General features: G+C 45.8%; 10 protein-coding genes. 7 read left to right on the top strand and 3 right to left on the bottom strand.

Translation table 11 applies throughout. The features are described 5' to 3' along the window. Positions 1–234: 234 nt before the first annotated feature. Complete coding sequence (locus tag NBH15_RS24965; protein ID WP_233567638.1) at positions 235–447, bottom strand: DUF4248 domain-containing protein; 213 nt, start codon at positions 445–447, stop codon at positions 235–237. 203 nt (positions 448–650) lie between these two features. After that, the gene (locus tag NBH15_RS24970) at positions 651–2792 is read right to left on the bottom strand and encodes a VapE domain-containing protein (protein WP_250823825.1); all 2142 of its coding nucleotides are present in this window, start codon (positions 2790–2792) and stop codon (positions 651–653) included. A 247-nt stretch (positions 2793–3039) separates the two neighbouring features. Here NBH15_RS24970 and NBH15_RS24975 point away from each other — a divergent pair, with 247 nt between their 5' ends. The 7 genes from NBH15_RS24975 to NBH15_RS25005 all read left to right on the top strand — a co-directional run bounded on the left by NBH15_RS24975 (position 3040) and on the right by NBH15_RS25005 (position 11777). Further along, complete coding sequence (locus tag NBH15_RS24975) at positions 3040–3336, top strand: hypothetical protein (protein WP_244050985.1); 297 nt, start codon at positions 3040–3042, stop codon at positions 3334–3336. Positions 3337–3388: 52 nt separating this feature from the next. Then, positions 3389–4852, top strand: coding sequence for a capsule assembly Wzi family protein (locus NBH15_RS24980; protein ID WP_350472300.1), 1464 nt, complete (start codon positions 3389–3391; stop codon positions 4850–4852). Beyond that, a complete protein-coding gene (locus NBH15_RS24985) occupies positions 4849–5247 on the top strand; it encodes a lipocalin-like domain-containing protein (RefSeq protein ID WP_250823827.1) in 399 nt (132 codons plus the stop codon). The genes NBH15_RS24980 and NBH15_RS24985 overlap by 4 nt, the downstream gene beginning before the upstream one ends. A 215-nt stretch (positions 5248–5462) precedes the next feature. Further along, entirely contained in the window at positions 5463–7859 is a 2397-nt protein-coding gene (locus NBH15_RS24990) for an SLBB domain-containing protein (RefSeq protein WP_250823828.1), read from the top strand. A gap of 17 nt (positions 7860–7876) precedes the next feature. Further along, entirely contained in the window at positions 7877–8983 is a 1107-nt protein-coding gene (locus tag NBH15_RS24995; protein ID WP_250823838.1) for a Wzz/FepE/Etk N-terminal domain-containing protein, read from the top strand. Between the two features lie 346 nt (positions 8984–9329). After that, positions 9330–9497 (top strand): hypothetical protein, encoded by a 168-nt coding sequence (locus NBH15_RS25000; RefSeq protein ID WP_158579702.1) that lies wholly within the window; start codon positions 9330–9332, stop codon positions 9495–9497. Between the two features lie 18 nt (positions 9498–9515). Continuing rightward, a complete protein-coding gene (locus tag NBH15_RS25005) occupies positions 9516–11777 on the top strand; it encodes a Helicase associated domain protein (RefSeq protein WP_250823829.1) in 2262 nt (753 codons plus the stop codon). A gap of 76 nt (positions 11778–11853) precedes the next feature. On the opposite strand, the gene NBH15_RS25010 is transcribed toward NBH15_RS25005, so the two are convergent. After that, complete coding sequence (locus NBH15_RS25010; protein WP_186960610.1) at positions 11854–12483, bottom strand: outer membrane beta-barrel protein; 630 nt, start codon at positions 12481–12483, stop codon at positions 11854–11856. Positions 12484–12492 lie beyond the last annotated feature (9 nt).

The following is a 12492-nucleotide window of genomic DNA, read 5'->3' on the forward strand; positions in this document are numbered from 1 at the left end:
TGATATTTAATAGTTTAACAATGTTTACAATGCAAATATACGGCAAGGGGCCGGTGGCAGTGATGCCGGATGATGCGGCAGGGAGGGAAACCCATCCGCTTTTTTTTCATGCATCTGTCGATGGGCATCCTTCGTTTTTTAGAATGCCCATCCTTAGCCTCTTACAATGGGCATTGTAAGCTTCTTAAGATGGGCATTCTTGGCCTCTTAGGATGCCCATCCATGGATTCATTCTCAGCCGGGTTCTCCAAGGTAGCGGACGATCAGCCGGACCTGTCGGGGTGTAAAGAAACGTTGGGTGGACGAATAGCCGCTCAGAAGCAGTTCTTGATGCAATTCTTTACAACGGATGATCCAACGGCGCAGGCGATTGCATGCCTGGTGAGGTGCCAGCTCCGGAAAGTAGAGACTGGCAAGGTCTGATTTTTTAAGAGGATAAGAGATCATAATTGAATTGTTAATTAATAATTGACAAATTGAAGGCTGAATGTTGTGAAGGCTGTGAAGTCAGTGAGGGCTGTTTTGTAAACTTTCCGGGAATACAAATAAATACGGGGTGTCTTTTAAAAGGGGACCGGTATTTATTTATTTTCCTGCAAAGTTTACAAACAGGGGGTAAATACTTTCACAACTTTCACAACGGCCGGAGGTTAGCCCCCGTTTTTTTCCTCCTCTTGCGGTTCGGGCAAGATGGTGGCGATCTCATCGGTGGTTCGTTCGACGATCAGCCAGAAGTTACCGTTGCGGGTATGCAAGCGTTCAAAACCAAGTTCTTTCATGATGCGCCCCACTTGTCCGGTTGTCAGCCGTATGCTGTTGCCAAAGCGGGCGACAATCTGGCTGGCTGTGATGTAACGCCCTTTTTCCAACCCGTAAGGTTTCCGATAAAAAGCAAGGATCAATTCCCTGGCAGGGTTGGGTGTTTCAAAACGCCGGTTTCGGCGGTTGAGTTCGTCGATCTCTTCGCCTTGGAACCAGTAGCGGAAACCACTGTCGAGCAAGGCTTTTGCTTGCGCATAGACGGCATCGTGGTCGATCGGATGTTCCCAAGGACTGTCGATGTCTGCCACTTCAAAAACAAGCCATCGGCGGTTTCCGGTATCGTCGGAGAGGAAGAGCGGGTTGTTGCCGGTAGCGCAGAAGGAGGCGACGTGTGGCAACCGTACTTTGTTGCGGCCGTAAGGAAGTCGTTCGTCGATGTAGAGTGCGGTGGTCATTGCTTTGAGTTGGTTCAATTCCGTCGGGCGCATGGTGTCGATCTCTTCGAAATTAACCAGGAGGAATTCCGAGAGGGTCAGCAGGTCGTCCTTGCCAAGCCGCTGGCTGTTGGTCTTCGTCGTGAAGTAACGCCGGAGGCAGGGTGGCAGCAGGTTTTGCATGAAAGAGGTTTTGTAGCTTCCCTGGCGGCCGATCAGCACGAAGATGACATGGTTGACAGTCCGTTCGTCCAGTGCTCCCGCCAACATCCCCACAAGCCAGCGGCGGAAGTAGGAAGCGAATTTTTCAGGGGAGTTGTCTGTGGTATGCACCATCGCGGCGAGTTTGCCGATCGGGTCGCTCGTACCGTCCCAGGGCGGGAGGGTATTGAGATAGTCTGTCAACGGATGGTATTCGGGCACGAAGTCGCTGGTCAACAAAGTATGCAAGCGGGAAAGGTCTGCATTGACACCCTCTTTTTGCATGGCTCGCCAAAGGGAATTCTCTATGGTGTCAGTCATGCGTTGCCATTCACTGCTGCCTTGCAGGCGTATTTCCGCCTGTTGGGTGAGCCGGTTACGGCGTATTTCCATGTAACCGTCAATGAAACGCTCCATCTCCTCGACCGAGGCACAACCTCGTGTGCGGGTTGTGCCACCGGCTACCGTCTGTTCGAACTTGCGGAGCTTTTGTGTGGCATGTTCGGCAGTCAATGCATAGCAGCTTTTTGCAGTAGAGCGGACGGAGGCCGCATCGTAATCGGCAAACGTATCGAGTGCCCATGCCGTAGCCTCCTTTTCCGGGATGCCGAACCGGTTCATCCAGTAGAGGCAGCGGCAGATGTAATCGTTATGGCTGTGCGCTTCGTAGGCGATTCCTTCCTGTTCAACGAGGCGGCGCACGGTCGAGGCTGCCCGGGAAACGGAGGGTTTGCGGCCGCGTTTTTCCACCTTACTTGTCTGCTTGCCTGTCTGTTCGTCCGGCAATGGGAAACAGAGCGCGTCGGGGCGGTAGAGAGTATCGGGATCATGGCAGATGACAGACATGCGGGTCGGATTTTTGCATTTGAAGTCATATCCGATACCGCTCAGATGGACATAATATTCATTGACAGTCTTCCAGGCAAGCAGGAAATCATGCTTTGTGACCGCATTTTCCATCCGGACAAATACCCGGATACCGACACCGGAGATTGTGGTATGGGCGAGGAAGGTATGAGGATCGGCTTTGATCCGGGCGAGTGTCTCGGCAAATTGCCCGGGTGGGATGTCATCAATGTCGACCATGATGACCCCGGAATAACCAGTGATGTGTGCGGAGGTACGTCCGCCTGTGAGCGAGACCGAAGCGATAAAGGCAGGTTGGGCCTGTTTGATTTGTTCTTTTTCTGCTTTCAGCTTCGGGAGAAGCAAATTATCGTTGTCTTGTTCCGCTTGGTGCAAACGAGCAATTGTCTGCCGATACAGTTCAGTTTGCGCTTTATGAAACGGCCCTGTCAGTTCGTTGACAATCGTTTCCCATGAAACAGGAACCGGTGTTGTCGCCCGTAATGAGGCGAAACGGCTTGGCTGAAATGGAAAAGAGGTTTGATTCATACTAACATTAGTTTATTTTTTGTTAAACAATAGAGAAAATGATCTATGAGAAGCATGTTCTTTCATGTCGATATCAAAGATATAGTTCTTATTTTTGAAGGTGGTACATCAATGAATGTACCAAACATAAGTTTTGTTAGCATAGATTAAAGTTATTTTTTTGTTTTCGGGTTGTTTCGTGAGGAGATGCCCTCTATAAGACGAGATGTCCCGGCAACTTGTAGGTATAGGTTCTAATAAATGGATTATGATTGCTTCTGATGAAGTTTGGAAAATACAAAAAAGGTGGAGATTACTTTCATTCAGACAATTGTCTGAATGTCTGCATATCGACCGCCGCACACTTTCGAAACTGGACCATCACCATCCGGACGGCACGTTGACGCTTGAAACGCTCGACCGCATTTATGCGACCTTCATGTACCTCTGTCCGGTATATTTCACCCCGGAGGAGGCAAAAGAGGAATATCGCAGACTGGTCGATTCGCGAATACGTATTCTGATGTGTTCGGAGATAAGCCCTCGGGTACTGGTTCAAAAATGAAAGACTGAAAAAAGGTGATATTGATAAATCAGCTCCTCATATTATATAAAAAATGAAAATTATATCTAATTTAATCCTTTTGGGAAGTATATGTATGTTTCCTTTAATTTCTTATGCTCAATTTACCAAAGGGCTGAGTTATCGGACTGAGACCTGTGTCAACTTTAGCGGTGGCGAACATACTCCTTTCTGGCTGACGGCAAACAAGCAGGGGTTGTCCTCTATTGAAAAGAATAACGGGTATCTGCGTGCAGGTGTCTTCCGGGAGTTGGAAAGCGATAAACGTTTCTCGTATGCTTTCGGGGCAGATCTGGCTGTCGCCTATAATTTTACTTCGACTTTTGTAGTACAACAATTGTATGCAGATCTGAAATATCGTTGCCTGGGGTTGAGCATCGGAAGTAAAGAGCGCTATAGCGAATTCAATAATCCGTTACTGAGTAGCGGTGGCTTGACATTCTCGGGAAATGCCCGTCCGATTCCGCAAGTTCGTATCGGTATTCCAGAATATACGTTTGTTCCGGGTACAAAAGGCTGGCTGGCTTTTAAAGGTCATATTGCCTATGGAATGTTTACGGATGACGGCTGGCAGAAGGACTTTGTGATTCCGGGCGGTAAACATACGGAGCATGTGCTTTATCATTCCAAAGATTTATATGTGAAGATCGGTAACCGGGAGAAGTTTCCGTTGATTTTAGAAGGAGGGCTTGAAATGGCTGCTCAGTTCGGAGGAAATGCGTTTAGGGGAAATGAGAAGATCGATATGCCGAACGGGATAAAGGATTTCTTTAAGGTGTTTATTCCAAGCGGCGGGAATAGTGATACGCCGATGGGAGAACAAACGAATATTTATGGAAATCATTTAGGCAGCTGGAATTTCTCATCGACCTGGTATGCACCAAAAGATTGGACAATCCGTCCCTATTACGAACATTATTTTGAAGACCATTCGCAGATGTTCGGTGAATATGGTTGGAAGGATTGCCTGGTTGGAGTGGAAATTACTTTTCCTAAGAATCCCATTGTTAGCAGTTTTGTTTACGAATATATTTCAACAAAAGACCAGACCGGTCCTATTTATTGGGATCATACACCGGAAATACCGGAACAGGTAAGTGGTGCGGATAATTATTATAATCATGGTATTTATACCGGTTGGCAGCAATGGGGGATGGGGATCGGTAATCCGTTGGTTATGTCTCCAATCTATAATAACGACGGAGAAATAGTTTTTAAAAGCAATCGCCTGCAGGGACACCATTTCGGGATCATGGGAACCCCGTGTGTCGATTTGCAATATCGTGTCCTTTTATCAATTACCCGTAATTGGGGTACTTATGGCGTACCATTTTATGAGATCAAAAAGAATGGCAATGCATTAGTAGAATTAATTTATACGCCACATCAGTTAAAAGGCTGGGACTTTACAGGATCGCTGGGTATAGACCGGGGAGCGATGTTGGGTAAAAGTGTTGGTGGGATGTTAACAATCAGAAAAACAGGATGGATACGATGACTTTAATAAATACGAAGAAAAGATATATAATAGCGGTTTTGCTGGTTCTGATAGTCAGTTCCTGCGGAAAAATGCCGATCAACGGAGATCTGGATGGCCGCTGGCAGATCATGAAAATAGAATATGCGTCCGGCGTGGAAGAGGCTCCGGAACGGGCTTATTACAGCGTGGCTTTGCATACAATCAATCTGATGAAGGTTGATGTAACCAGTCAGACCGGCAATATGGAATATACCGGAGATTCATTGTTTGTAGTCATGCCAATCAGCAAAGTTGAAGACTTATTGCCATTCGGGATGAACGGAACGGAGCAACGCTTCGGCGTCAAAGAATTAACATCGAAGCATCTAATATTACAATCGGATTATGCCCGATTGGAGTTTAGGAAGTTTTGATTCAGAAATTATCAGGTTTGAACTATCCGATTATTGACCGGTTGTACCTGGCTCCCCTCTTGAGAGGGGGAAGGGGGTGTGTTATAGTTTCGCTCTATAACTAGCTTTAACACACCCCTTATCCCCTCTCAAGAGGGGAATTGGTTACTCCCGTCACTATAAACAGATAGCTCAATTTTTTCTAAAATCGAAATAACAACAAAACAAATAACAATATGAATATCGTAATCAGAAATGTATTATTGGGGGGATTACTGTGGTTGGCGGTTCCATTGTCGGCACAGGTACCCCAGGATTTGATTGACAAGGCAAAAGCCGCGGGTATGACGGATGACCAGATCCGTCGGGAGATGAATAAGCGGATGGGGCAATCCGGGACAGAACAGGCTACGCGTACAGCCTCAGATGCTGTGGTAACAGACCGTACGGTCACGGTTCCGGATGGAAAGGAAATACCTCCTCTGGATGCCCAGCGGGAAGCCAATCGTCCGGCGAGAGACCTAAGCGGAACCGTGTTCGGTCGCGAAATATTCTCGAACAAGAACCTGTCCTTTGAGCCGGATCTGAATGTACCGACTCCCAAAGGATATGTTTTATCTGCCGGAGATGAATTGCTGATTAATGTCTGGGGAGATTCTGAACTGAATCTGAAACTGAAGGTCTCTCCCGAAGGGACAATTCTGATCCCTAACCTGGGACCTGTCTCTGTCAGCGGACTGACTATCGAAACTGCCGAAAACCGTATCCGACAGGAATTGGGACGGATCATGTCTACCCTATCGGGAAATACCGATGGAGCCAATACATTTGTATCTGTCAGTCTAAGTCAGATACGCAGCATCAAAGTCAATATTGTAGGTGAAGTCGTTGCTCCGGGAACCTATACCCTACCCTCTTTTGCCACTCTGTTTAATGCTTTGTATGCGGCAGGTGGAGTGAATGAGATCGGTTCGCTTCGCGGAATCAAAGTATACCGCAACAGTAAGGAAGTTGCAAAATTAGATGTATATGATTATCTCCTGAATGGCAAATACAATACGAATATCCGTTTGGAAGAGAATGATATGGTGATCGTTTCCCCTTACGATCAGCTGGCTGTGGTTCGTGGAAAAGTAAAACGTAACCGCATTTTCGAAATGAAAAAAGGGGAAACTTTACAACAACTGTTGAACATGGCCGGAGGTTTTACCGGAGATGCTTATAAGAAAGATGTCCGTATCAAACGAAAAGCCGATAGCCGTTATCAAATAGCGACTGTTACGGAAGATAAATATCCGACCTTTGCGATGATGGATGGCGATTCTTTGTTGGTAGACTCTGTGATTCCTTTTTACGAAAACCGTCTGATAGTGACAGGTGCAGTCTGGCGTCCGGGAGAATATGAGTTGAATGGGACTGTACATACCGTAAAAGGATTGATCAACCAAGCAGCCGGCCTGAAAGGTGATGAATTTACCGGTCGTGCCCAGATTACCCGTTTAAATCCGGATTTCACAACAACAGTGATAGCCGTAGATATCCGTGGAATCCTGAATGGTACGTCTCCGGATATAGAACTCAAACCGGAAGACATACTAAACATTCCATCCCTGTTTGATCTTCGCGAGCCTTATACGATCAAAATAAGTGGAGCAGTAAATTATGTAGATACAGTCCTGCCCTACCGAAACAATCTGACGGTTGAAGATGCCATTATGATGGCCGGAGGTTTGAAGGAATCGGCAGCAACGGTGAATGTGGAAGTAGCCCGAAGAATTAAAGATACAAAAACTTACGAAAACAGTAATCGTACGGCAGAAGTGTTCAACTTTGAGTTGAATGACAATTTAGGACTGATATCCGTTGATGGAAAAAACAGCAATTCAGTCTTTACCCTTGAACCTTTCGATGAGGTGTATGTGCGTTTCTCACCGGGATATCAGGAACAGCAAGTAGTAAAGGTTGATGGTGAAATTACTTTCTCCGGTGATTACGTACTGGCAGAAAAGAACTCCCGTCTGAGTAATATCATAGCCAAAGCCGGAGGGATAACCCCTGATGCCTATGTAAAAGGAGCAAGCCTGAAACGCCAGTTAACAGAAGATGAGATGCGCCGCCTGGAAACTCTGCTGCAACTGAGTTCTAATAAGCAAAGCCGTGACTCGGTGGCTTTGTCACTAGAAAATATCAAAAATTATTCAGTCGGCATCGATTTGGAAAAAGCATTGGCTAATCCGGGAAGTGCCCACGATGTGGTATTGCGTGACGGAGATGAACTTTATATTCCTCAATTACAAAGTACAGTTAAGATAAATGGAGCCGTAACCTATCCGAACAGTGTGACTTATACCAAAGGAATGTCTGTTGGAAATTGTCTTTCACAAGCCGGTGGATACAATGATATCGCTCGTAAATATCCAATCGTAATCTATATGAATGGAAAGGTGGCTACAACGAAAAAATGCTTTATCTTCTTCAAACGATATCCAAAGGTAGAACCTGGATGCGAAATTGTCGTTCCGACTAAGACGCAACGCGATCGTAAAACCAGCCTGGCAGAGGTACTGAGCATAGCCAGTTCAACCACTTCGATGGCTGCGATGGTCACCTCTATTATTAATACAATGAAATAAACCGATAGTATATGGATATGATTCAAATGAACACTCCTGACACAGATAATGCACAGGAGATCGATTTAATAGAGTTGGCTAAACGGTTGTGGGGGGAACGTAAATTTATTTTTAAATGTTGCGGAATTGCAGTTGTTGTCGGTCTTGTCGTAGCTTTCAGCATACCGAAAGAATATAGTACAACCGTAAAACTGGCACCCGAAACATCCGACCCATCCAAAAAGATGGGAAACCTGGGTGGATTGGCTGCTATGGCAGGGATTAACCTGAACAGTACTTCAGGAGCGGATGCCATCTCCCCAGACCTGTATCCGGATGTAGTCAGCAGTATTCCTTTTTTACTGGAGTTATTCCCTGTACAGGTGACAAATGAGAAAGGTGATTATTCTGCATCCTTATATGATTATATGGATGATCACCAGAAAAGTGCGTGGTGGAGTTATGTGGTACAGGCTCCGTTTAAGTTGTTGGGTGTTGTGAAAGATTTGTTCTCAAAAGAAGAACCGGTAAGTAGTGGAGAATTGACTTCTTTTAGACTAACCAATAAACAAGCCGGCGTTATCAATGCGTTACAACAACGTATCTCCGCTTCTGTGGATAAAAAGACATCGGTAATCACTGTATCCGTTCAGATGCAGGACCCGTTAATCTCGGCGAATATCACTCAAATTGTTTTGGAAAAACTTCAGGGATACATCACAAATTACCGTACCCAGAAGGTAAAGCAAGACCTTGAATTCACAGAGAAAGTATTCAGCGAAGCCCGTGAGTCCTACTATAAAGCACAACGTGCTTATGCGGCCTTTGAAGATGCAAACAAGAATATCATCTCAGCCAGCTACCGTACAGAACAGGAACGTTTAAAGAATGAAATGACATTAACCTTCAATGTTTACAATACGCTGGCCCAGAAACTGGAACAGGATAAACTCCGGGTACAAGAACAAACACCGGTGTATACAATAATACAACCTGCCACAGTTCCTTTAAAAGCAGCCTCTCCTAAGAAGCCGCTAATCCTGATCGGGTTTGTATTCCTTGCCATATTTGGTGGAATCGGTTATCTGTTTATCAAAGACCTTTTCAAACCCAAAGAGGAAACTGAGGTGTTAGAGGTTGAATGATTAGTTGGGGCATTTATATAGAGTTCAGTTTTTATCAGAAGTGAATGTTACTTTTCTCTTGATAGAAAAGTAACCAAAAGATCAAGGCTCAACCGGCTTCACTGCTTCGGTGAAAGACTCCACTCGAAAATCCGAAACTCGCTACGCTCAAACAACGGATTTTCTTTACCGTTCCGTCTTTCACCTACGCGGACGTTCACCCGCTTAGGCCTTTCCAAGGAAGCTGTGCTTCCTCCTAGGATGGCCGAGACAGACACTTATATAATATAACAGATCCTCTCTTTTTCAACAGCCGGTATCGGCAATCCCAGAAGAACGCAAAGCGTTCTATGAAAGGCCTCAGCTGATGAGCGTTAAACGAAGCAGCCGCAGAGAGCGTCCGGAGGCTGTGCTGTTTGAGCGAAGCGAGTTCACAGACGACAGCGAACGGAGGATGCGCAGTAGCGAAGCAGGTGTAGCCTTGATCTTTTGCCTACTTTTCCATCAAGGGAAAAGTAGGTTCAATTACTTCTAATATTGACATATTTTCTCAATGTCACTTCGCGATCTTTATCATTCTTACCATTATTTTGTCACTGAAGAATCCGGTTGTCTGCTGGTAGGCTTCAGGGAGGATTCCGTTACTTTCATTGTGAAAGAGGTATGGAATAAGGAACCTGTAGGTTTGCCGGAAGTGGACAGGCTGTATACTGAAATGCAGCGAATCGGGGAAATGTGCGGCTGCAACCAGTTCCGTATCTTGGCTCATGGAGGCTATCTGCCGGAGGCACTTTCCTTTGAACTGCATGGACTGATTGTTTCGGATGAAAGCTATCTGAAAAGCTTGGAAACGGGAAAGCATATTGAACTCTTTTCGCATAATGAAGCGGCTTACCGGGCTATTGAGGAAGGATTCAAAACGAACAGGATCGGAGCAGTTGTACAGGCGACCGGAACAGGAAAGTCTTACCTGATTGCCCGCTATATCGTCAATCATTCGGAAGATGATATAGTGGTTATCGCTCCCAATGTTACGATCATTGCCGAGATCAAAAAAGCAATCGGCAGAACAATGCCGCATGTCGCCTACCGGACTTTTCAGGCATTAGTTCTGAATCGCAGTACAGTCGGTGAACTCAAAGCAAATCATATCATTATCGACGAATTCCATCATTTCGGAGCGGAGGTATGGGGACAGGCTGTACAGGAAGTAATAGATAACAATCCGGAAGCCCGTGTACTGGGAATGTCGGCCACTCCGATACGTCCCGAAGAGATGCTCGATACGGTAGAGGTCTATTTCAAGGGGAACCTGTTCCATGAACTGTCTTTGTCTATGGCCTGGTATTATAAGATACTGCCTGTACCAGTTCTGGTACAGAGCGTATTCGATCTGAATAACCAGCTGGATAAGGTACAGCGTATGCTGAACAGGAGTGACTGTACTTTAGAAAGGCGCAAGCATATTCAAGACAAGATAGACTTTGCCCGTCTCGACTTTCGCGGCTCGTTGAGTGCATCGGAACTGATCCGGCGTTATCTTCCGAAAGAGGTAAAGAAAATGCTTGTTTTCTGTAAAGACAAGGAGGATCTTCAGCATATGATTCCCGAAGTATCGAACTGGCTCGGGCAGGCTGGCTTTGAAACGGAAACATTTGAGATCCATAACGGACTCAGTAATCGGGAAAATGAAAAGACATTGCGTCGTTTTCGTAAGGAAACGGGAAAACTGCATGTCCTTTTCTCTATAAATATGTTGATCGAAGGATTGCATGTGGAAGGAGTAGATGCTGCCATGTTCCTGCGTCGGACGGAATCATATGTGGTTGCCTTGCAGCAGTTGGGCCGTTGCCTGAAAGCGGGGTCGGACCGGCATCCGGTAGTACTTGATTTTGTCAATAACCTTTCGGGGCGTTCTGTTTATGAGGCTATGTCAAGGGAGTTGGTTTATCATCCGACGATCCGTGCTCCAAAGAGCTTTAAAGGCTTTATGGAGTTTAAGGTAACGGGATTCCTGTCTGATATCCGTGCCCGTGTGGATGATATGCTGGCGGAGTTGGATGCGTGGCCGGTCATGTATGAACGTTTGATCGAATATAAGGAGCGTGAAGGACGCTGGCCGCAGGCAGCCGAAGGGAAGCTGGGAAACTGGTGCAACACCCAGCGGATTGCCCGGAAAAAAGGAACGTTGTCGGAAGATTATATCTTGCAGCTGGACCGGATCGGTTTTGAATGGGAGGTACAGGACAGCCGTTGGATGAACTGCTTTGAAGAACTGAAAGCATTTATGGCTGTTGAACACCGTTGTCCCAAACGCGGCGAAAACAAACTGAATACCTGGTGCAATACCCAACGCCAGGCACGAAAGAAAGGTATCCTTTCCAATGAAAGAATCCGGTTGCTCGATTCGATCGGCTTCTGGTGGGAGCAGGATCTGGATTCGCTTTGGACGGAGAACTGGCAACAGGTACTTGCCTACTACAAAAAACACAACCGCTGGCCCAAAAGCAACGAAGGCAAAGCCGGCAGCTGGTGTAACACCCAGCGCAAGAACCGGAAACAAGGTTTACTTTCGGCTGAACGCATCGCCCGGATGGATGCCGAAGGTTTTATCTGGACCATTGATGATGTCTGGATGGAAAACTATGAAAAACTACAACAATTCTTCTCTGAAAACAACCGCTGGCCAACCGCCCGTGAGAACAAACTCGGCAGTTGGTGTTTCGTACAGCGCAGAGCCTTGAAAAAAGGCGAGCTCCCTCCTACCCGTAAAGATCTTCTGGATAAGATCGCATTCCCCTGGAACTTAAAATAAAAAACGGGAAACTGCCGCTGCAGCCTCCCGCTTCCTAATAAACTACATAAAACACTTAAAAGAACAAACTTCTATTTTAGAACGCAACACCGAAGCGCACTCCCCAGTTGTTTATTCCGTCCATGGAATAAGTCAGGACTTTACTTTTGTTTGTTGCATAATTATAGTAAGCAGCTACGTGCAAACCGAATTTCTTTTCAGGAGTAAAGAAAATATTCATACCGATTTCAGGAGCTACATAGAATCCCCATTGACGGTCGTACACTTTCATTACATTCATATAAGTCGACATTTCACTGTATTCTGCACCTAATTTAGCTGAAACATAAGGTTCAAACTGTCCTTCACGGGTAAAGCTATAACGGAATGCAGCACCAAAAGGCAACTGGAATAAAGAATGTTGCTGATCAGAAGTGATAGCAGATGTTTCGCTTACGTTGAGTGTCTGACGGTCAATATATTTATTGTTCGTGTGATAAGAAATAAATGCACCTACTGCAAAATTAGGAACCACATAATAACCAGCTTCACCGTGAGCACCCCAACCGCTTGTCTTGTCGGCAAAGTTATTGCCGAACGGAGAATTGATATCCCAGTCGATATTGAAATACATATTGTTTACTACCTGGGCGCCAGCCAGTGAAGGAATCGCTAAACAGGCGATAAGTAAAGCGACTAATTTTATTGATTTATTTATCTTTTTCATAAGACTCAA

Origin of the sequence: Parabacteroides caeci, from assembly GCF_023656795.1 — a bacterium.
GTDB lineage: Bacteria > Bacteroidota > Bacteroidia > Bacteroidales > Tannerellaceae > Parabacteroides > Parabacteroides segnis.

Bases quoted from the DNA above. Each gene is read 5' to 3' on its own strand.
- NBH15_RS24965 (WP_233567638.1), bottom strand. From the start codon at position 447: ATGATCTCTTATCCTCTTAAAAAATCAGACCTTGCCAGTCTCTACTTT.
- NBH15_RS24970 (WP_250823825.1), bottom strand. From the start codon at position 2,792: ATGAATCAAACCTCTTTTCCATTTCAGCCAAGCCGTTTCGCCTCATTA.
- NBH15_RS24975 (WP_244050985.1), top strand. From the start codon at position 3,040: ATGATTGCTTCTGATGAAGTTTGGAAAATACAAAAAAGGTGGAGATTA.
- NBH15_RS24980 (WP_350472300.1), top strand. From the start codon at position 3,389: ATGAAAATTATATCTAATTTAATCCTTTTGGGAAGTATATGTATGTTT.
- NBH15_RS24985 (WP_250823827.1), top strand. From the start codon at position 4,849: ATGACTTTAATAAATACGAAGAAAAGATATATAATAGCGGTTTTGCTG.
- NBH15_RS24990 (WP_250823828.1), top strand. From the start codon at position 5,463: ATGAATATCGTAATCAGAAATGTATTATTGGGGGGATTACTGTGGTTG.
- NBH15_RS24995 (WP_250823838.1), top strand. From the start codon at position 7,877: ATGATTCAAATGAACACTCCTGACACAGATAATGCACAGGAGATCGAT.
- NBH15_RS25000 (WP_158579702.1), top strand. From the start codon at position 9,330: ATGAGCGTTAAACGAAGCAGCCGCAGAGAGCGTCCGGAGGCTGTGCTG.
- NBH15_RS25005 (WP_250823829.1), top strand. From the start codon at position 9,516: ATGTCACTTCGCGATCTTTATCATTCTTACCATTATTTTGTCACTGAA.
- NBH15_RS25010 (WP_186960610.1), bottom strand. From the start codon at position 12,483: ATGAAAAAGATAAATAAATCAATAAAATTAGTCGCTTTACTTATCGCC.